21 protein-coding genes are annotated in these 20367 nt (G+C 61.5%); 9 read left to right on the forward strand and 12 right to left on the reverse strand.

The window, feature by feature from the left end:
• Positions 1 to 42 precede the first annotated feature (42 nt).
• Positions 43 to 588: an LPS assembly lipoprotein LptE gene (gene lptE / locus AC2CHD_RS16675; protein ID WP_484554563.1), complete on the forward strand. Its 546-nt coding sequence runs from the start codon at positions 43 to 45 to the stop codon at positions 586 to 588.
• Positions 589 to 799: 211 nt separating this feature from the next.
• On the forward strand, positions 800 to 1705 hold the full coding sequence (locus AC2CHD_RS16680; RefSeq protein WP_484554564.1) for a 1-acyl-sn-glycerol-3-phosphate acyltransferase: 906 nt from the start codon (positions 800 to 802) through the stop codon (positions 1703 to 1705).
• Positions 1706 to 1884: 179 nt separating this feature from the next.
• Here the strand turns inward: AC2CHD_RS16680 and fsa are convergent, their stop codons facing one another.
• Positions 1885 to 2538, reverse strand: a complete 654-nt coding sequence (fsa, locus tag AC2CHD_RS16685; protein ID WP_065816969.1) for a fructose-6-phosphate aldolase — start codon at positions 2536 to 2538, stop codon at positions 1885 to 1887.
• A 106-nt stretch (positions 2539 to 2644) separates the two neighbouring features.
• Between fsa and AC2CHD_RS16690 the strand changes: the two genes are divergently transcribed.
• Entirely contained in the window at positions 2645 to 4831 is a 2187-nt protein-coding gene (locus AC2CHD_RS16690; RefSeq protein WP_484554565.1) for a primosomal protein N', read from the forward strand.
• A 22-nt stretch (positions 4832 to 4853) separates the two neighbouring features.
• Here AC2CHD_RS16690 and AC2CHD_RS16695 read toward each other — a convergent pair whose 3' ends face one another.
• Together AC2CHD_RS16695 and AC2CHD_RS16700 are read right to left on the reverse strand one after the other, a co-directional pair.
• Positions 4854 to 5249 carry a hypothetical protein gene (locus AC2CHD_RS16695; protein ID WP_229449668.1) on the reverse strand — a complete coding sequence of 132 codons (396 nt, stop codon included), beginning with the start codon at positions 5247 to 5249 and terminating at the stop codon, positions 4854 to 4856.
• Positions 5228 to 5641, reverse strand: coding sequence for a HEPN domain-containing protein (locus AC2CHD_RS16700; protein WP_229449669.1), 414 nt, complete (start codon positions 5639 to 5641; stop codon positions 5228 to 5230). Before AC2CHD_RS16700 ends, AC2CHD_RS16695 begins: the two co-directional genes overlap by 22 nt.
• Positions 5642 to 5760: 119 nt before the next feature.
• Here AC2CHD_RS16700 and AC2CHD_RS16705 point away from each other — a divergent pair, with 119 nt between their 5' ends.
• The 6 genes from AC2CHD_RS16705 to AC2CHD_RS16730 all read left to right on the forward strand — a co-directional run bounded on the left by AC2CHD_RS16705 (position 5761) and on the right by AC2CHD_RS16730 (position 11426).
• Positions 5761 to 6156 carry an AGROH133_08824 family phage infection protein gene (locus tag AC2CHD_RS16705; protein ID WP_484554566.1) on the forward strand — a complete coding sequence of 132 codons (396 nt, stop codon included), beginning with the start codon at positions 5761 to 5763 and terminating at the stop codon, positions 6154 to 6156.
• Positions 6157 to 6382: 226 nt separating this feature from the next.
• Entirely contained in the window at positions 6383 to 6943 is a 561-nt protein-coding gene (locus tag AC2CHD_RS16710) for a F0F1 ATP synthase subunit delta (protein WP_229449671.1), read from the forward strand.
• A complete protein-coding gene (gene atpA / locus AC2CHD_RS16715; RefSeq protein ID WP_229449672.1) occupies positions 6943 to 8472 on the forward strand; it encodes a F0F1 ATP synthase subunit alpha in 1530 nt (509 codons plus the stop codon). The genes AC2CHD_RS16710 and atpA overlap by 1 nt, the downstream gene beginning before the upstream one ends.
• 12 nt (positions 8473 to 8484) lie before the next feature.
• Entirely contained in the window at positions 8485 to 9360 is an 876-nt protein-coding gene (locus AC2CHD_RS16720) for a F0F1 ATP synthase subunit gamma (protein WP_229449673.1), read from the forward strand.
• Positions 9361 to 9383: 23 nt separating this feature from the next.
• Positions 9384 to 10922 carry a F0F1 ATP synthase subunit beta gene (atpD, locus tag AC2CHD_RS16725; RefSeq protein WP_229449674.1) on the forward strand — a complete coding sequence of 513 codons (1539 nt, stop codon included), beginning with the start codon at positions 9384 to 9386 and terminating at the stop codon, positions 10920 to 10922.
• Between the two features lie 99 nt (positions 10923 to 11021).
• Positions 11022 to 11426, forward strand: coding sequence for a F0F1 ATP synthase subunit epsilon (locus tag AC2CHD_RS16730; protein ID WP_229449675.1), 405 nt, complete (start codon positions 11022 to 11024; stop codon positions 11424 to 11426).
• Positions 11427 to 11529: 103 nt separating this feature from the next.
• Here the strand turns inward: AC2CHD_RS16730 and AC2CHD_RS16735 are convergent, their stop codons facing one another.
• From AC2CHD_RS16735 to proB, 9 genes are all read right to left on the reverse strand, one after another.
• On the reverse strand, positions 11530 to 12051 hold the full coding sequence (locus tag AC2CHD_RS16735; protein WP_484554567.1) for an RNA pyrophosphohydrolase: 522 nt from the start codon (positions 12049 to 12051) through the stop codon (positions 11530 to 11532).
• 17 nt (positions 12052 to 12068) lie between these two features.
• Positions 12069 to 13259, reverse strand: coding sequence for a divergent polysaccharide deacetylase family protein (locus AC2CHD_RS16740; RefSeq protein WP_484554568.1), 1191 nt, complete (start codon positions 13257 to 13259; stop codon positions 12069 to 12071).
• Between the two features lie 149 nt (positions 13260 to 13408).
• Positions 13409 to 14734: a S41 family peptidase gene (locus AC2CHD_RS16745; RefSeq protein ID WP_229449678.1), complete on the reverse strand. Its 1326-nt coding sequence runs from the start codon at positions 14732 to 14734 to the stop codon at positions 13409 to 13411.
• On the reverse strand, positions 14724 to 16031 hold the full coding sequence (locus AC2CHD_RS16750) for a murein hydrolase activator EnvC family protein (RefSeq protein ID WP_484554569.1): 1308 nt from the start codon (positions 16029 to 16031) through the stop codon (positions 14724 to 14726). The genes AC2CHD_RS16745 and AC2CHD_RS16750 overlap by 11 nt, the downstream gene beginning before the upstream one ends.
• 158 nt (positions 16032 to 16189) lie before the next feature.
• Positions 16190 to 16672, reverse strand: a complete 483-nt coding sequence (gene rlmH / locus AC2CHD_RS16755) for a 23S rRNA (pseudouridine(1915)-N(3))-methyltransferase RlmH (protein ID WP_484554570.1) — start codon at positions 16670 to 16672, stop codon at positions 16190 to 16192.
• Between the two features lie 60 nt (positions 16673 to 16732).
• Complete coding sequence (gene rsfS, locus AC2CHD_RS16760) at positions 16733 to 17107, reverse strand: ribosome silencing factor (protein WP_223022467.1); 375 nt, start codon at positions 17105 to 17107, stop codon at positions 16733 to 16735.
• A 159-nt stretch (positions 17108 to 17266) separates the two neighbouring features.
• Positions 17267 to 17860 carry a nicotinate-nucleotide adenylyltransferase gene (locus tag AC2CHD_RS16765; RefSeq protein ID WP_484554746.1) on the reverse strand — a complete coding sequence of 198 codons (594 nt, stop codon included), beginning with the start codon at positions 17858 to 17860 and terminating at the stop codon, positions 17267 to 17269.
• Positions 17861 to 17922: 62 nt separating this feature from the next.
• Positions 17923 to 19209 carry a glutamate-5-semialdehyde dehydrogenase gene (locus AC2CHD_RS16770; protein WP_484554571.1) on the reverse strand — a complete coding sequence of 429 codons (1287 nt, stop codon included), beginning with the start codon at positions 19207 to 19209 and terminating at the stop codon, positions 17923 to 17925.
• A complete protein-coding gene (gene proB / locus AC2CHD_RS16775) occupies positions 19210 to 20364 on the reverse strand; it encodes a glutamate 5-kinase (protein WP_484554572.1) in 1155 nt (384 codons plus the stop codon).
• Between the last annotated feature and the right edge of the window lie 3 nt (positions 20365 to 20367).

Raw genomic sequence — 20367 nt, forward strand, 5'->3', positions numbered from 1 at the left:
GTGGGGCGTCGACTGATGCTGTTTGGAAAACAGGGGGAAAGCTTGAACCCGACGTTTCGCGTTTCGATGCTGGCCGGTCTGGCACTTTCACTGGCCGTGGCGTCCGGTTGCACGGTGCGCCCCCTGATGGCGACGCCGGATGCAACGGAAGGCAGCTTTTCATCTTCGCCTGCCCTATCATCCATCGCTATCGCGCCCGTTGATACGCGTTATGGGCAGGAAGTTCGCAATCATCTGATTTTCCTGCTCAATGGTGGTGCCGGACAACCATCGAACGCACGCTACGCTCTTGAGCTTGCCGTGACGCGATCCAGTTCCGCGGCGGCGCGTGTTCAGGTGCGTACAGACAATGAGCCGACCTCCAGTCTTCTCACCATGACCGCGGGCTACACCCTGACCGAAAGCGGCACCGGCCAGGTGGTTGCCAAGGGACGCCGTCAGATTTCCTCTGCGTATGACGTTCCCCGGCAGGAGTTTGCTGCCCTGCGCGCCGAGCGCGATGCGGAGAATCGCGCTGCGCGCGAGCTTGCCGAGCAGTTGCGTCTTGCGCTGGGGCAGGATCTGGCACGATCTGGCAACGGTTTGTAACCGTGGTTTTTTGAATGCGCGGTTTCGTTGCAAATTGGCATTGCAATATTGCATTCGTGTCATTGCGTCGTCACAGTATTCGGTGAAACAGCCTGTGAGGCGTGATCTCTGAATGTTGCCCAATTTTCGTGGAAGTTCTTCTTCCGGCAAGACGAAGGAGCGGGATGACGGTCATGACCAGAACCGAAATGCTTCAGGGAGCACTTCGTCCATGGCTTTGCATACGACGCTGACCTCGGTCGCTGCGGTTCTTGGCAGCCGCGTTCTCGGTCGTGATGTCTATGCGCCCGAAACGCCTCATGTGGTGGATCAGCTCATTGCCGAGCGGACCACGCATCTCTCGCAAAACGTGCTCTGGCCGCTGGCCCAACCTTTTCTCTACCGCTTCCTGCACTATCGGCAGGCCGTGGTCATGGCCGACGAGGTCGCTGAATTATCGGGCTGGGATGCATTCGCATACATCAGCCGGCTCCTTTCGCTGGAAATCTCCGCGAGCGGGCTGGAGAACATACCAGCTTCGGGAGGTTTTATCCTCGCACCGAATCACCCGACAGGCATTGCGGACGGGATAGCCGTCTACGACATGATGAAAGCGCCTCGCCCGGATATGGCGTTTTTTGCCAACCGGGATGCCCTGCGTGTCAATCCGCGCTTCCGCGATTTGATCATTCCGGTGGAATGGCGCGCTGGAGAGAAATCCCATGCCAAGAGCCGCGACACGCTGGAAATGACCGCCAAGGCGTTCAACGCCGGCAAGGCCATCGTGCTTTTTCCCTCGGGGCGCATAGCCTATTGGAACAAGGACAAGCTGACCGAGCGGCCCTGGCAGCCTTCCGTGGTCGCACTGGCGCGGCGTTATCAGGTGCCAGTCGTGCCGATGAACATGACGGCGCGCAATTCGGGACTGTTCTATCTGCTCTCGCGCTACTCGAATGAGCTGCGCGACATGACGCTGTTCCATGAGCTTCTGAACAAGAAGGGCCGGGCGATCAGCATGGTGATCGGCAAACCGATCATGCCGGACGCGCTGGGTGAGGGAGAACCGGCGGATGTGGCCGCGCGCCTTCAGGAACATACCGTGCACCGGCTGCGCGAAGACCCGGACGCGACCTTCTAGGATTTGCGGCGAGCGTGCCGATTGGCGTGCGACGGTAGAAATCAGTTTTCGGAGAAGAAGGGCGCGCATGCTGTTGTTGCTGGCGCCGGCCCCTCATCCTCACCTTCTCCCCGCGGGCGGGGAGAAGGGGCTTCGATGCCAGTGAATTTCCTGCACCGATGTTTTCAGCGTCAGAAGCCTCAGCCGATCTTCTGGCCGGTCTTCGCCCAGTCGGCGAGGAAGGCTTCCAGGCCCTTGTCGGTGAGCGGGTGCTTGACCAGCGCCTTCAAAACGGACGGCGGCACGGTTGCCACGTCGGAGCCGATCAGGGCAGCCTGCTTCACGTGGTTTACGGTGCGGATCGAGGCAGCGAGGATTTCGGTGCTGAAATCGTAATTGTCGTAGATCGTGCGGATCTCAGCGATCAGGTCCATGCCATCGATGCCCATGTCGTCGAGACGGCCGATGAAGGGCGAGATGAAGGTGGCGCCAGCCTTGGCGGCAAGCAGCGCCTGATTGGCCGAGAAGCAGAGCGTGACATTGACGAGGCGGCCCGAAGAGGTGATCGCCTTGCAGGCCTTGAGACCATCCATGGTGAGCGGCACCTTGATGCAGATGTTGTCTGCGATCTTGGAGAGAATCTCTGCCTCTTTCATCATGCCTTCGAAGTCGGTTGCGGTCACTTCCGCGGAAACCGGGCCATCGACGATGTCACAGATTTCCTTCGTCACTTCCATGATGTCGCGGCCCGACTTCATGATCAGCGACGGATTGGTGGTGACGCCATCGAGCAGACCGGTGTCGCTCAATTCGCGGATTTCATTGACGTCGGCGGTGTCGACGAAGAACTTCATGGCAAACTCCTTAGGCAGTCCGAAGGCGGGGATTGAGAGGATGCACTTCCATCCTCCATATGTTCGGTCTTTGCTCTAATGCAAGAACAGGGCAAGGTCACGCCCGATGACAAAAGATTCGCCAATGAGCTCCGTTGTTCCGGTCATGGTGCCAATGCCGGCCGAGCGGCCCTACTCCTATGCGGTGCCAGAGGGCATGCGCGTGGAGCCGGGCTCCATCGTGCGTGTGCCGCTGGGGCCGCGTGAGGTGGCGGGGATTGTCTGGGACGGGCCGGGCGAGGCGGTGGCGGCGAAAAAGCTTCGGGCCATTGCCGGGGTCTTCGACTGTCCGCCGATCCCCGAAGAGATGCGCCGGTTCGTCGACTGGGTTGCCAATTACACGCTCTCGCCGCCCGGCATGGTGGCGCGCATGCTGTTGCGTGCGCCGGCGGCGTTCGATCCCGAACCGCCGACCGAGGGGCTGCGGCTTGTCGACGGGATGGGCCCCGACCGGCTGACGGCAGCCCGTGAACGCGTGCTGGAGATGGCCGCCGACGGCCAGGCATGGACCAAGGCGGGGCTCGCCCATGCGGCGGGCGTTTCCGCCAGCGTGATCGAGGGGCTGCGTTCGCAGGGTGTGTTCGAGACGGTTTCAATCCCGCCGCGCCCGGTGGTGGCTCTGCCCGATCCGACATTCGGACGCGCGACGCTGACCGATGGGCAGGCCGAGGCCGCCGAACGCCTGCGGGAAAAGGCCGGCACCGATGCCTTCAGCGTGACGCTGATCGACGGCGTGACGGGTTCGGGCAAGACGGAGGTCTATTTCGAGGCAGTGGCTGCGGCGCTGGAGCGCGGCAAGCAGGTTTTGATCCTGATTCCCGAAATTGCGCTGACACAGGCGTTTCTGGAGCGCTTTCACGACCGGTTCGGTGCGAAGCCCGCCGAATGGCACTCCGACCTTGCGCCGAAGAAACGCGAGCGTGTCTGGCGGCAGGTGGCGGAGGGGCAATTGCGGGTGGTGGCGGGGGCCCGCTCGGCGCTGTTCCTGCCCTTTCGCGAGCTTGGGCTGATCGTGATCGATGAGGAGCACGATCCGGCTTACAAGCAGGAAGACCGTGTTTTCTACAATGCGCGCGACATGGGCGTGGTGCGTGGGCACATTGGCGGCTTTCCGGTGGTGCTTGCCTCTGCAACGCCATCGCTGGAAAGCCGGGTCAACGCCAATCAGGGCCGCTATGAGCGGATCGTGCTGTCCTCGCGCTTTGCTGATGCGGCTCTGCCGGAGCTCGCCACCATCGACATGCGCAAGGCGGCGCCAGAGCGTGGCGGGTTTCTCTCGCCGGTTCTGATCGAGGAGATGAAGAAGACGCTGGCCAGAGGTGAGCAGTCGCTTCTGTTTCTCAACCGTCGTGGCTATGCGCCGCTGACGCTGTGCCGGGTGTGCGGGCATCGGTTTCAATGTCCCGACTGTTCGAGCTGGCTGGTGGAACATCGCTTTCGGCGGCAGCTTGTCTGCCATCACTGCGGCTACAACGAGCCGCGCCCGGAAGCCTGTCCGGAATGCGGAACCCTCGATCATCTGGTGGCCTGTGGGCCGGGGGTGGAGCGAATCACCGAAGAGGTGGACCAGCTTTTTCCCGATGCGCGCACCATCATGCTGTCATCCGACATGATGGGGGGCGTGAAGCGGCTGCGGCTGGAACTGGAGGCCATCGCCAAAGGGGAAGCCGACATCATCATCGGCACCCAGCTTGTGGCCAAGGGGCACAATTTTCCCGGCATGACGCTGGTGGGTGTGATCGACGCGGATCTGGGGCTGGCCAATGGCGACCCGCGCGCGGCGGAGCGCACCTTTCAGCTTCTGGCGCAGGTGACGGGCCGCGCGGGCCGCACGGGGCGCAAGAGCCTCGGCCTGCTGCAGACCTATCAGCCTGAGCATCCCGTGATGCGGGCGATCGTGACGGGTGATGCGGAGGCATTCTACGAGCGCGAGATGGCCGAGCGGGAACGGGCGGGGCTTCCGCCGTTTGGCAGGCTTGCCGGGATCATCGTGAGCGCGGCCACGCGGCAGGAGGCCGAAAGCCATGCCCGGGGGCTGCGACAAGCAGCACCTCGCGCCGATGAAGTGGATGTGCTCGGCCCTGCCGAAGCGCCGTTGGCGCTGGTGGCCGGGCGACACCGGTTCAGGCTGCTGGTTCACGGCACGCGCCGCTCGGACATTCAGGGCTTCCTGCGCGACATGATCAAGGGAGGGCCAAGGCCGCGCGGCTCGGTGCGGGTGCAGGTGGACATCGATCCGCAGAGTTTTCTGTGACGCGTTGTCTGTGGAGTGCGGCTTAAGCTGCTGCGGGGCTTTGCTTCGCACCGTCCATTCTCAGGACGATGCTTTCGGGCAGATAATAGCCGTTGAGCATGTTCGCGGAAAAATGAATTTCACTTGTGCCTGAAACCCTGATCGTCTTGCGCATGCTCTGGATTGCGGGATGCTCTTCGTGCACGAATTCGGTTGAGCTAGCGTCCAGTCCCGTAAGGTATTCGCTCGCGCCGATGGTTTCGGCCACGATCTGATAAAAGGCTCTCTTGTTCCGCATCGATCGGTCTGGAACGATCCAGAGCTTCCAGCGATCATTATCCGGAGAATGTACCCATAGCGCAGCCTGCGGCTTTACCGGCGTGGCGTCCAGAAGCTCGACAAGTTTCTGTCCCTTCGTCACCAGAAACGTGTGATCCATTTGAGAACTCCGCTTTCGGGATGCTCCACCGCTTCAATCAGTGTTTGAGCCTCAGCGTGAGTATAAGCCCTGTAGCGTGCATCGGGAAGCCATTCGCGGACAATCGCCCAACTTGCGGAAAATGCTGGATCGGCCTCAAGCTTGCTTTTGAGTTCAAGCGAGAGCCCTGCCAGCCCTACCAGGGTGGGAAAATCATGAGAATAGACACTCCTGACGAGAGCTTTGTCGGGAAGCGTTTCGGAGATGATCTGCTGTACGATACAAGCCTTGAGCGCCAGTTCCACGGCATATCCGCACAGGTAGTACGCGCTTGAGGTTCGTTTGTGCGCGAAGAGGATCTTGGCGTCTTCCAGCTTCGATTGAGCGGCCAACCGCAGTTCATCTCGATTCAACGGCTGATCTCCTCCCGCGAGATATCCGTTTGTGTCACGCACTCTAAAGTTGAAAATTGTTTGAAGTCCAGAATCATATTATCGCAGGCACTCGACGAACTTCGATCAGGGGCACAAGAATGACCTTCTCCTTTCCATGGCCGGTAACCCAGGGCGAATGGCTGGCATGGTCGGCGGCGGCGGCGACGATCTTCATCGGACTGTTCGTCATGTTCATGCCCAGACTGGCACTGAAACTTTTCCGGCTGCAGCCGGCTGCCGAGCGCACAGAAATGCTGGTGGTGCCGCGCGCCATCATTGGCGGGTTTTATATCGGCTTCGGACTGGCGGCGATGATGCTGGCGCAGCCCTTCATCTATCTGGCGCTGGGGGCAGCTTGGGCGGTATCGGTTTTCGGCTGTGTGATCTCGATGCTCTCGGATGGAGCGAAGGCGCTTTATAGCTGGCTGTTTTTGCTCCTGTCGCTCGTTCTGGCGGTGTTGCCGCTGGCCTTCGTGATGGGATTCGTCGCCTGAGGGGTCAAAAATGCGTCGAAACTGCGACAAAGCAGCCGGTTTGCCGGCGGCTATGCGTGTTGCGACTCTCGGAAGCCTGTGCTAGACGGCAATCGGCTTTCAGCAGAAGGACATGCTTCATGTCTTTTTGCGAGGGGAAAAATTCAATCAGGTCAGAGATTTAGCCCGAGCTTGGCGCTCCAGCAGAAAATCTTTTGGCCTTCTAGGCGTGAGAGATGACCATCCCGTGGCACAATCTGGCTCCATGATTTCCGGAATGGCAGGGCGCTACGCTGGTTCGCTTTTCGAACTGGCGAAGGAAGCCAAAGCGATTTCCACAGTCGAGGCCGATCTCGACCGTTTCGAGGCACTGCTCGAGGGCAGCGATGATCTGCAGCGCCTGGTCAACAGTCCGGTGTTCTCTGCCGACGACCAGTTGAAGGCTGTCGGCGCCGTTCTTGACAAAGCCAAGATCACCGGGCTGGTCGGCAATTTCCTGCGCGTTGTTGCGAAGAACAGGCGTCTGTTCGCCGTTCCGCAGATCATTCGCGCGTTCCGCCAGATTGCGGCTGAAGATCGCGGTGAGACGACGGCGGATGTGACTGTAGCGCATGCGCTCAATGCGACGCAGGAGAAGGAACTGAAAGCCGCACTGAAAGCAGTGGCCGGCAAGGACGTTTCAATCAACGTAACCGTTGATCCCTCCATTCTCGGCGGGCTGGTGGTCAAGATGGGCTCGCGCCAGATCGACACATCGCTCAAAACCAAACTCAATTCGCTCAAGCTTGCACTGAAAGAGGTCGGCTGATGGACATCCGTGCGGCGGAAATTTCCGCAATTCTGAAGGATCAGATTAAGAACTTCGGCAAGGAAGCCGAAGTTTCAGAAGTTGGCCAGGTGCTCTCCGTGGGCGACGGCATTGCCCGCGTCTATGGTCTGGACAATGTCCAGGCCGGTGAGATGGTGGAGTTCCCCGGCGGCATCCGTGGCATGGCGCTGAACCTGGAAGTCGACAATGTCGGCGTCGTTATCTTCGGTAGCGACCGCGACATTAAGGAAGGCGACACGGTGAAGCGCACGGGCGCCATCGTGGACGTTCCGGTCGGCCCGGAGCTGCTTGGCCGCGTTGTTGACGCGCTTGGCAACCCGATCGACGGCAAGGGCCCGATCAAGGCGAAGAAGCGCGCCCGCGTTGACGTGAAGGCGCCGGGCATCATCCCGCGCAAATCGGTTCACGAGCCGATGTCGACCGGTCTTAAGTCCGTTGACGCCCTGATCCCGATTGGCCGCGGCCAGCGCGAGCTCATCATTGGCGACCGCCAGACCGGCAAGACCGCCATCGTTCTCGATACCTTCCTCAACCAGAAGCCGCTCAACGACGGTGACGACGAGAGCCAGAAGCTCTACTGCGTCTATGTCGCCGTTGGCCAGAAGCGCTCCACGGTTGCACAGCTTGTGAAGGTTCTGGAAGAGCGCGGCGCTCTCGAATACTCGATCATCGTCGCCGCCACCGCTTCCGACGCCGCTCCGATGCAGTTCCTGGCTCCGTTTGCCGGCTGCGCGATGGGCGAATATTTCCGCGACAACGGCAAGCATGCCGTGATCGCCTATGACGATCTGTCCAAGCAGGCCGTCGCCTACCGTCAGATGTCGCTCCTGCTGCGTCGCCCGCCGGGCCGCGAAGCTTACCCGGGTGACGTCTTCTACCTGCACTCCCGCCTGCTCGAGCGCGCGGCGAAGATGAACGACGAGCAGGGCGCCGGTTCGCTCACGGCTCTCCCGGTCATCGAGACGCAGGCCAACGACGTGTCGGCCTACATTCCGACCAACGTGATCTCGATCACCGACGGTCAGATCTTCCTCGAGACCAACCTGTTCTTCCAGGGTATCCGCCCGGCCGTGAACGTCGGTCTGTCGGTGTCGCGCGTCGGCTCCGCAGCCCAGATCAAGGCCATGAAGCAGGTTGCCGGCTCCATTAAGGGTGAGCTCGCCCAGTACCGTGAAATGGCTGCGTTCGCGCAGTTCGGTTCTGACCTCGACGCCTCGACCCAGCGCCTGCTCAACCGCGGTGCACGCCTGACCGAACTCCTGAAGCAGCCGCAGTTCTCGCCGCTGAAGACGGAAGAGCAGGTTGCCGTGATCTTTGCCGGTGTGAATGGCTATCTCGACAAGCTGCCGCTTGGCGATGTCACCCGTTTCGAGCAGGGCCTGCTTTCGCACATGCGTGCGGATGGCAAGGACGTGCTGGAAGCGATCCGTAAGGAAAAGGCGCTTTCCGACGATCTGCGTGAGAAGCTCAAGGCACAGATCGACGCATTCGCCAAGAACTTCGCCTGAGGCTGAGCGAGCATGGCTTCCCTCAAGGAACTTCGCAACCGGATCGCCTCGGTCAAGGCGACGCAGAAAATCACCAAGGCGATGCAGATGGTCGCCGCGGCGAAACTGAAGCGCGCCCAGGAGGCGGCCGAGGCTGCGCGGCCCTATGCCGAACGCATGGGAACCGTGCTCGCCAACATCGCCGGCGCCGTGTCGGGCACCGACGCGCCGCCGCTGATGGCCGGCACCGGCAAGGACGACGTGCATCTCCTGGTCGTCGCCACGGCCGAGCGCGGCCTTTGCGGCGGCTTCAACAGCCAGATCGCCAAGAAGGCGCGCGAGCACATCCGCGCGCTTCTGCGGGACGGCAAGACGGTGAAGGTGCTCTGCGTCGGCAAGAAGGGGTACGACATCCTGCGTCGTGACCATGGCGACCTGATCATCGATCGCGTGGATCTGCGCGAGGTGAAGAAGATCGGCTTCGAGAACGCGCATGAGATCGCCCGTCAGGTGATCGGCCTGTTCGAGAAGGGCGAGTTCGACATTTGCACGCTTTTCTACTCCGAATTCCAGTCGGTAATGTCTCAGGTGCCGACCGCGCAGCAGATCATTCCTGCCGCGGTTCCGACAGGTGAGGCTGGTGAAGGATCGGATGCGGTTTACGAATACGAGCCGGATGCGCCTTCCATTCTTGCCGATCTGATCCCGCGCAACATCTCGGTGCAGATTTTCCGTGCGCTTCTTGAGAACGCAGCCGGTGAGATGGGCGCCAAGATGACCGCCATGGACAGCGCAACGCGCAACGCAGGCGAGATGATCGACAAGCTGTCGATCACCTACAACCGTCAGCGCCAGGCGCAGATCACCAAGGAACTGATCGAAATCATTTCGGGCGCGGAAGCGCTCTAACGGACCGAAGAGGTTAAACGAACATGGCCAAAGCAGCGACCCCGAAGACGGCGTCCGCGACTGCCGCAAAGAAGGCGGCTCCGGCACGCAAGACGGCTTCCACCCGCAGCACCGCAGCAAAGAAAGCAACCGGCGCGGCCGGCACGATCCGTCAGGTTATCGGCGCCGTTGTCGACGTGCAGTTCGAGGATCACCTGCCGGCGATCCTGAACGCGCTGGAGACCGAGAACCAGGGCAACCGCCTTGTGCTCGAGGTGGCGCAGCATCTCGGCGAGAACACGGTCCGCTGCATCGCCATGGACTCCACCGAGGGCCTCGTACGCGGCATGGAAGTGCGCGATACGGGCAACCCGATTGCGGTTCCGGTTGGTGACGCCACGCTCGGCCGCATCATGAACGTGGTCGGTGAGGCCATCGACGAAGCCGGTCCGGTGAAGGGCGACGGCACCCGCGCCATCCACCAGCCCGCTCCCGACTATGTGGACCAGTCCACCGAAGCCGAAATTCTGGTCACGGGCATCAAGGTTGTGGACCTGCTCGCTCCTTACGCCAAGGGCGGCAAGATCGGCCTGTTCGGCGGCGCCGGCGTTGGCAAGACGGTTCTTATTCAGGAGCTGATCAACAACGTTGCCAAGGCGCATGGTGGTTACTCCGTGTTCGCCGGCGTGGGTGAGCGTACCCGTGAAGGCAACGATCTCTACCACGAGATGATCGAATCCGGCGTGAACAAGGACCCGGCCAAGAATAACGGCTCTACCGAAGGCTCCAAATGCGCCCTCGTGTTCGGCCAGATGAACGAGCCGCCCGGTGCTCGCGCCCGCGTTGCTCTGACCGGTCTGACGGTTGCCGAGCACTTCCGCGACCAGGGCCAGGACGTTCTGTTCTTCGTCGACAACATCTTCCGCTTCACGCAGGCGGGCTCCGAGGTGTCGGCGCTTCTCGGCCGTATTCCTTCGGCCGTGGGCTACCAGCCGACGCTGGCGACCGACATGGGCGCGCTGCAGGAACGCATCACCACCACCACCAAGGGCTCGATCACCTCGGTGCAGGCCATTTACGTGCCCGCCGACGACCTGACCGACCCGGCACCGGCAACCTCGTTCGCCCACCTGGACGCAACGACCGTGTTGAACCGTGCCATTTCGGAAAAGGGTATCTACCCGGCCGTGGATCCGCTCGACTCCACCTCGCGCATGCTTGACCCGATGATCGTCGGCGAAGAGCATTACCAGGTGGCACGTCAGGTGCAGGAGATCCTTCAGCGCTACAAGTCGCTGCAGGACATCATCGCCATTCTCGGCATGGACGAGCTTTCCGAAGAGGACAAGCTCACGGTTGCCCGCGCCCGCAAGATCGAGCGCTTCCTGTCGCAGCCGTTCCACGTGGCCGAGGTCTTCACCGGTGCGCCTGGCCTGTTCGTTGATCTCGAAGACACGATCCGCTCGTTCAAGGGCCTCTGCAACGGTGAGTACGATCACCTGCCGGAGGCGGCATTCTACATGGTCGGCACCATCGAGGACGCCGTCGAGAAAGCCCAGAAGCTGGCAGCGGAAGCAGCCTGATCCGAAGCGAATAGCGAATAGGGAGTAGCGAATAGGGAGAGCGGAAGCGATCGGGCGAAGTGCATTCGCTATTCGCTATTCACTATTCGCTAGAGAAAGATGGCAGAAGCCTTCAAATTCGATCTGGTCTCGCCCGAGCGGCTCCTGGTTTCCCAGGATGTCGAATCGGTGGTCATTCCCGGCACCGAGGGCGAACTGACCGTCATGGCGACCCATGCGCCGACCATGACCAGCATCAAGCCGGGCGTGGTCACTGTCTCCGCCGATGGCAAGACGGAACGCTATGTCGTGTTTGGCGGTTTCGCCGATATTCTTCCGGACAGCTGCACCGTGCTGGCTGAATCGGCTGTGCACGTGGATGACATCAATCGCGAAGATCTTGCGCGCCGCATCCAGGATGCCCGTGAAGATATCGAGGATGCCAAGGATCACGAGTCGCGCATGCGCGCCGAAGAGTTTTTGCATCAGCTGACAACGCTGGAAGGTGCAATCCTTCCTGCCTGAATAATCATTTGTTCAACAAAAAAGCCGGGCCCAGCGCCCGGCTTTTTTGGTTTAAGCGGTTCGGGTTCGGTCAAGGCGAGGTCTTCGGCTCCGACCAGATCCTTCAAGGGGCCAGATGTCGGAAGGCGTCGACGACGCTGTCATAGACCTTACGCTTGAAAGGCACGATCAGCTCTGGCAATTCCGTCATGGGTTTCCATTCCCACATGTCGAACTCAGCCTCATGGCCACCCGGTGGCGGGTTGATGGCAATCTCGCTTTCCGGTCCTTCGAAACGGAGAGCGAACCATTTCTGCTTCTGGCCGCGGTACTTGCCTTTCAATGCCACGCCGATGAGATGTTCGGGCAAATCATAGGTGATCCATTCGGGGGTTTCCGCGAGAAAGGAGACCGACTTCATGCCTGTTTCCTCGTAAAGCTCACGGTAGGCTGCTTCGCGCGGGTCTTCGCCTTTGTCCACGCCGCCCTGCGGCATTTGCCAAAGTTGAGTCGCACCGGAGAGTTCGTGCGTATCGGGCTGCACGATGCGTCGGCCCGCCCAGGCAAGGCCCTTGTCGTTCAGCACCATAATGCCCACGCACGGGCGATAAGGCAGATCATCTGCAGAAATAGTATTCCTGGCCATTGCTGGGCTTTCCAATCTTATCGGGGCTGGGGATCAGCGGCGAGCGCTGAGATGGGAACGAGCTCTATACCGCGGGCGGACACCTCAGCGGCCCACTCGGCGACAGCATCGATGGTTTCACCGAATGCCGAGCCGGTGCCGATGGCGAAGCCACGTGCCCGCGAAATGCGCTCCAATTCATCGAGCTTCTTGAGAATTTCACCACGGTCTGGTCGACGGTTGTTGCCGGTGGGATCGATCAAGACATCCGATGCGGCAAACGGTACGCCTTCCTGAAGCGCCAGTTCCTGCGCGACGCTGCGCGCTGATGTTCCGTCGTCGATATACATCAGGCCTCGCTGTCCGAGCTCTGCCATGATCTCATCCATGGGCTCCGCTTCTGCGGTGAAACGCCCGCCCATGTAATTCATGATGCCGGTGTAGTTCGTGATCCTGGAGAGCGCCCAGCGAAGCCGGGACAGGTTCTCCGCTGGTGACGCGTCGACGGTCAGCGTATTCCGTCCGGGATTCGGCGAGGGATAACCGAAGGGTTCCATCGGTACCTGAAGAACGATCTCGTGCCCTGCCTTGCGCGCTGTCTGCATCCAGCGTCCAAGACTGTTGCCAGATGGAGCGAAGGCAAGCGTGATCTCGGGGCGGAGTGTCTCAATTGCCTCCTGGGTGGTTGTCTGAGATAGGCCCAGACCGCCTATGATGATGGCGATCCTGGCTCCGCGTGTGCCGGACCAGGCCCGAGCATAGACATCGAACGGACGACGGCCTCCCGCATCACGCACCGGGAGCGGACCCGTTTCCGATTCCTCGATCAGGGCGCGGTCGGGCAGATGCGCAAGCCTTGGGTGCTGTCCCACGGCCGACGGATCGCGGATGACAATCACACCGTTCTCGGTGGCTCCATTTTCCAGAGGCTCTTTGGGTCCCAGGCGGGTGATCGATGCGTTGGGAGCGCCCGGTTGGGAAACGCCCTTCGCCGGTTCAGGTGTGGTTGTTTCGGCAACGCTCTGCTCCACCGGCTCCGTGACGGCAATCGCGGCAGGCGTCCGAAAGGGGCGGTCGCGCAGCGCTACGGCAGTGGAAACTCCAAAAACGGCAATCGCGGCAAGGCTGAGCGCTATGCGATCGGCGGTGAAGAAGCCACGGCGCTTCGGCTTTTTCGGCCGGTCATCGCGGCCCAGCGGCCGGTCTATGTCTCTGTTCCTCGAAATCATACCCACCCGTTACGATGGCCGAGGGCCAAAAATCCAGACCGGTCGTCTCCTTCGTGGAAGGATTGCCGCTCTTAGTATTCATATTCCGGCACCTGGTCTCGCCGGGCGCCATCGCCGATTCGTTGAAACCGGCGATGGATGATCGATGTTTACTGATTCATGACCGCTTTGTCAGGATTTGGCGGAAAGGCGGGGTCAGTTTTCTCGCCGCGGAGCAATTCAAGCGCTGCCTTGAGCTGGACGTCATCCTTGGCATCCGGCGGGACGTAGGCGATCGAGCCGGAGCCCTCCTCGTTTTCTTCCTCGCCCTTGATGTGCCCGCGAAGGTCCGACTCGCCCCGACGCAGGTCGCGCCCCTGTAACTCTTCGGGAAGCGGCTGATCGACCTTGATGTCGGGCGTGATGCCTTTGCCCTGGATCGATTCTCCTGAAGGCGTGTAGTAGAGCGCGGTGGTGAGGCGCAGGGCGCCGTTCTCGCCGAGCGGAATAATGGTCTGCACCGAACCCTTGCCGAAGGACTGGGTGCCGAGCACCGTCGCGCGGCGATGATCCTGTAGCGCGCCGGCGACAATCTCGGAGGCACTCGCAGAACCGCCGTTGATCAGCACGATCACCGGTTTGCCGTTGAGCACATCGCCGGGCCGCGAATCGAAGCGCGCAATGTCGTTTGCGTCACGCCCTCGTGTGGAAACGATCTCGCCACGGTCGAGGAATGCATCGGAAACGCTGACCGCCTGATCGAGCAGACCGCCGGGATTGAGACGCAGATCGAGCACATAGCCCTTCAGCTTGTCGTCGGGCACCTCTTTGCTGATCGTATCAATGGCGCTCATCAGGTCGTCGAAGGTCTTTTCGGTGAAGGACGTGATCTTCAGATAGCCGACATCCTCCTCCACACGGTATTTGACGGCTTTCACCTTGATGATGTCGCGCACGATCGTCAGCTCGATCGGCTTGTCTGCACCTTCGCGCAGGATGGTCAGCTCGATCGGCGTGTTGACCGGGCCACGCATCTTGTCGACGGCGTCGTTGAGCGACATGCCGCGGACTTCTTCGCCGTCGATCGCGGAGATCAGGTCGCCGGCCAGAACACCGGCGCGTGAGGCGGGTGTGTCGTCGATGGGAGAGACGACCTTCACGAGTTCATTGTCCATGGTGACTTCGATGCCCAGGCCACCGAATTCACCCTTGGTCTGGACCCGCATGTCCTTGGCGGCTTCCGCATCGAGATAGGAAGAGTGCGGATCGAGCGAGGTCAGCATGCCGTTGATGGCACTCTCCACCAGCTTCTTGTCGTCCGGCGGGGTCACATACTGGGCGCGCACGCGCTCGAAGATGTCGCCGAAAATCGCAAGCTGCCGGTATGTTTCCGAACCAGCGGCGTTTGCCGAGAAGCCGCTTGTTCCGTGGAAAAGAGAGACCGCGGATGCGCCCATCAGGGCGCCGGCAAACAATAGCGACAAGTTACGTTTCATTTCCTGTCCTTCCAGAGTGTCCCGGAGCCCACCAGGGTTTAGGATCGATCGGTTTTCCGTTCTTCCTGAACTCGACATACAGCTCGGGCGTAAGATCTTCAGTTCCCGGGCCTGCGATGCTTGCCAGGCGAGCTTCCCCCATCATGCCGATTGGTTCGCCCGCCAAAACGGATTGCCCCAGCGTCACGCTTACCTTAGCCAAGCCGGCAAGCACGATATGATAACCGTCGCCGGCATTGAGTATCAATAGCTGACCATAGGAACGAAACGGTCCTGCGTACAGTACCGTCGCCCCCGCGGGTGCCGTAACGATTGCGCCGGATTGTGTTCTTAGAATGTCGCCCTGCAACGGTGCGCCAGTGTCGTCATCTTCACCGAACCGGGCTACGAACTGACCGGCAACGGGCAAGGCAACCCCGCCTGTCCGCTTGGCGAAGGAAGCGCCGGCACCGAGACGGTTCTCAGGCGAAGTCGGCTCGTTGAGCCGTCTTGCACGCTCGGCTTCGGCCTTGCGCAGTGAGGCGATTTCGTTTTCCAGCGAGCCGATCAGCTCCTGCAGGCTGGTGGCGCGCGCGGCGAGCGCCTCGGCCTGCTGCTGCTCGGCTGCCATGCGGTTTTCGGCTTCCTGCTGGAGACGCTTCTTCTCGTCCAGCAACAGGGCGAGCCGCTTTTTTTCTTCGGCCTGTTCGGTCACGGTTTTTTGAAGTTTGTCGCGCTCACCTTCGATCGACGTCACGATACGGGAAAGATCGCGCAAATCGCCGATGAGAATTTCCGTTTCCGCACGCAGCTCCGGCACCACCGCGCCGAGAAGAATGGCACTGCGCACTGATGCCAAGGCGTCTTCGGGGCGAACGAGAATGGCCGGCGGCGGGTTGAGGCCCATGCGTTGAAGAGCACCGAGCACTTCGGCCAGAACGCCGCGGCGCGACTGGAGCGATTCGCGCAGATAGCTCTCTTCGTGGCGAAGCTTGCTCAGCCGCAGCGAAATCGTATCGATATCCTCGCTCAGCTTGCGTTCCGTCTTTGCTGCCTGGATGAGGGCCGCCGTAATCGCGGCATTGTCGTCTTTAATGGCGTCTATCTCGGCCGCGATCTCGGCCAGCCGTTTTTCCGTCAGCGCAATCTCGCGGTTGACGTCCTTAAATTCGACCTGGCTCTTGTTGTGCTGGGTCTCAAGAACCTGAATGCCATCCTGCGCGGGAGCGGGGGCAGGCAGAACGCAGAAGATCGCCACAGCAGCAGCGGCCGTCCCGAGACGGGCGAGATATGGGCGCGGCGCGAGCGCATTCTTCATCCCTGGTCTGCCGTTTTACGCGAAGTGGAAGTCGTTCGGAGACAGCATATGCCAAGTTTCCTTAAGGAAACATCAACCATGTGGTAACCGGTTGCAATTTTTGGTTGTATTTTGCCGGGCGTCAATGCGCGTCTGTGAAAACAGCGGCTGCGCGAGGTTCAATCCCGGTGATAGGGGTGGCCCGAAAGGATGGTCGAGGTTCGGTAAAGTTGTTCAGCAAGCATCAGGCGAACGATCTGATGCGGCCATGTCTGTGCACCGAAGGCTATCGTGCGGTCGGCTGCCTGGCGCAGTCCATCATCGTGCCCGTCCGGCCCGCCAATGACGATCATGAGATTGCGGCGGCCCTGATCGCGCAAATCCGCGATGGCTTCGCTCAGTTGCCTTGATGTGAGATTCTTCCCGCGCTCGTCGAGCAGAAAGAGCGCTGATCCCTCCGGGCGCATCTGTGCGATCTTGCGACTTTCCTCGCGACACCGCTCTTCAGCGGACTTGGCGCGACTCTCGACGATCTCACTGACACCGGAAAACTCGAGGCCCACAAAAGGACCGCCTTTGGCGAACCGTTCCAGATAACGGTCCGTCAAATCCCTCTCGGGGCCGGCCTTCATCCGGCCCACGGCGCAAATGGCAATATGCATTCCAGCCTCTCTGCCCGGTGGGCGGAGGTGGCTCAAAGACACCGTCGCGGCAGACGGTGCTCAGTGAACCGTTTCATCCTCCAGATCGGGGGCCTGCCACATCTTTTCGATGTTGTAAAACTCCCGAACCTCAGGGCGGAAGACGTGAACGACAATGTCGCCCGTATCGATCAACACCCAGTCGGCGCCGCTCAGACCTTCGACCTTGGCGTTGCCAAGACCGGCCTCCTTGAGCGCGCGGATCAGATGATCCGCCACGGCCGCCACATGGCGGTGCGAACGCCCCGACGCAATGATCATGTGATCGGCGAGCGGGGATTTGCCCTGGATGTCGATGGAGATGATGTTTTCCGCCTTGGAGTCTTCCAGACTCGCGAGGGCTGTTTCAACGGCCTGGGAAACCAGATTCCGACTGGCCTCGGCCGGCGAAGGCATCATGTCAGCCTTCTTCGTCATTGCTGTTCTCAGTGTCTTTCCTTTCCAATAAGAACAAGCTCACCGTCGACCACCATGCCGACGATACCCAATAGATAGGCAGAGTCTGTTAACAGTTTCAAGACATGGCCGTTCACATGTTTGAACGGAGCTTATCGATCACCTGGCCTCTTTTGCCGCGTTTCTGATGGCTGTTGAGGATAGCGAGGAGCGTGGCCCATGGATGAATGTCCATGCCGGTGGCCGCCTGCGCACCAGGATCGGCGCGTCGTCTTCATCGATCCGGGCATGGTCGAACGTCTTCGCCATGGTGGAGGACAGGAAGGCCAGCGTCGCCCCGGGACGGTCGATCACCGCAATGGGCATGGAGCGCACGATGTCGCGCCAGCGTTCCCAGCGGTGAAAGTCGCGCAGGCTGTCGGCGCCCATGATCCAGACAAAATCGACACCGCGATTGCGCGTTTGAACAAGATCTATCGTGTCTGCAGTGTAGCGAATCCGGTGGCCGGCCTCGAAGGCTGTCACCTTCACGCGTGGATCGCTGGTGCACTTCTCCGAAAGTGCGACCCGTTCGGAAAGCGGTGCAAGTTCACGATGGCTCTTGAGCGGGTTTCCCGGCGTGACGATCCACCAGAGCTGATCGAGCCTCAGGCGCCGCATAGCGATCTCGGCCACCAGCGCGTGACCCGCATGGGGAGGGTTGAACGACCCCCCGAAAAGCCCCACCGCCATGCCCGGCTCCACATGGGGCATACGCAGATAGCGTGCCGGGAGGGATGGGGGCAAAGCGGGAGAAGGCATGAAACTGTCCGGGTTCACGGTCGTGTCTGGCCGGAGCCGCGAACGCGGTATTTGAACGAGGTGAGCTGTTCGACGCCCACCGGACCGCGCGCATGCATCTTGCCGGTGGCAATTCCGATCTCCGCGCCCATGCCGAATTCGCCGCCATCGGCGAACTGCGTGGAGGCATTGTGCAGAAGAATGGCCGAATCGATCTCGTTGAAGAAGCGCTCGACGGCTGCCGCATCCTTCGCGACGATGGCCTCGGTGTGGTGCGAGGACCATGTGCCGATATGGCGGATTGCCTCATCGACGCCGTCGACAAGCTTCACCGAGATGATGGCGTCGAGATATTCCGTCCCCCAGTCTTCCTCGGTTGCGGGGGTCGCCGATGAAAAGCGGGCACAGACCTCCTCATCGCCGCGAATGGCGCAGCCGGCCTCTTCCAGGGCGGAGAGAACCGGAAGCAGAAGCCGGTCGGCTGCTTCCCGATCCACGAGCAGGGTTTCGGCGGCGCCACAGATGCCGGTGCGCCGCATCTTGGCATTGACGGCGATGGAGACCGCCATGTCGGTGTCGGCCGAGCGGTCGAGGTAAAGGTGGCAGATGCCTTCCAGATGGGAAAAGACCGGGACGCGTGCATCGCTCTGCACACGCTCGACAAGGCTGCGTCCACCGCGTGGGACGATCACGTTGACATTGCCGCCAAGGCCTTTCAGCATCTCGCCAACGGCGGCGCGGTCGGTGACCGGCACGCGCTGGATGGCGTCGGCCGGCAGGCCGGCCTTCTCAAGTCCTTCGACGAGGCAGGCATGGATGGCGGCAGATGAACGGGCGGAATCGGACCCACCGCGCAGGATCACCGCATTGCCGGCCTTGAGGCAGAGTGCGCCTGCATCGGCGGTCACGTTGGGGCGGCTTTCGTAAATCACACCGATGACACCAAGCGGCGTGCGCACGCGCTCGATCTGAAGGCCGTTCGGACGCTCCCAAGCGGCGATCACATCGCCGACCGGGTCTTTCAGCGCGGCGATGGCGCGGATGCCTTCCGCCATGCCGGCGATGCGCGCGGGATCGAGCTTAAGCCGGTCGAGAAGGGCGGGCGACAGGCCGGCCTCTTCGCCGCGCGCCATGTCTTCGCGGTTGGCCTCGAGGATCGCCGCTTCATTGCGCGTGAGCGCATCGGCCATGGCTTCCAGTGCGGCGTTTTTGCTCTGTGGCGTGGCAATGGACAACGGGCCTGCGGCAGCGCGGGCGCGGGCTCCCAGATCGTTCATCAGCGCGGCAATGTCCGCGCTGCCCTGCCTGTTTTCCATCAGCATTCAGCCCTCCGCCTTTTCCTTCAGCTGGTGCCGCGCATGGGGCGCCGTCACCAGATCGTCGCGGTGCACCATGGCAGCCCGCGCTTCATATCCGAGCACTTCGGCAATGTCGCCGCTTTTCAGTCCGGCGATTCTTACGGCATCGGAAGCGTCATAGGCAACCAGCCCGCGCGCCACCTCACGCCCGTCGGGCCCGTGGATGGCCACGGTGTCGCCGCGCGCGAAACTGCCGGAAACATGGGTGACGCCGATGGGCAGGAGCGAGTTTCCAGCCGCAAGCGCCAGAACCGCACCGGCATCGACCGTGATGGTGCCTGCCGGCTCCAGCTGGCCGGCGATCCATGTCTTGTAGGCGCGCACAGGTGTGTCGCTCGCCCTGAAGAGGGTGGAGCGGGCGCCATTGTCGATTGCCGCAAGTGGGTTGAGGCGCGTGCCCGAGGCGATCACCATCGCGGTTCCTGCCGCCGTGGCAATGCGGCCTGCATCGAGCTTGGTGCGCATGCCGCCGCGCGACAGTTCCGATGCCGCAGCGCCGGCCATGGCCTCGATCTCCGGTGTGATGGCGTCGACTACGGGGATGAAACGCGCATCGGGGTCGCTTGCCGGCGGGGCCGTATAGAGACCGTCGACATCGGAGAGGAGGACCAGAAGATCGGCACCGAGCATGGTGGCGATGCGGGCGGCGAGGCGATCATTGTCGCCATAGCGGATTTCGCTGGTTGCGACCGTGTCATTCTCATTGATGACGGGAACGACGCCCATCTTGAGAAGCGTGGAAACGGTGGCGCGTACATTGAGATAGCGGCGGCGCTCTTCCGTATCACCGAGCGTTACGAGGATCTGGCCGGATTTCAGCCCGCGCTTGCGCAGCTCCTCATCCCACGCGCCGGCGAGCGCGATCTGGCCCACGGAAGCCGCGGCCTGGCTTTCTTCCAGCTTCAGCGTGCGCCGCTCGATACCGAGGATGGTGCGGCCCAGCGCGATGGCTCCGGAAGAGACCACCAGCACCTCCACACCATCGGCATTGAGCGCGGCAATGTCATCGACCAGGGCGGAAAGCCATTCGCGCTTCAGGCCCTTCTTGCGGTCCACCAGAAGGGCGGAGCCGATCTTGACGGTGATGCGGCGGTGACTGCTGAGCGCGGGGCGGGTCATGCG

The sequence above is a fragment of the Nitratireductor sp. ATLC21 genome (assembly GCF_057196525.1).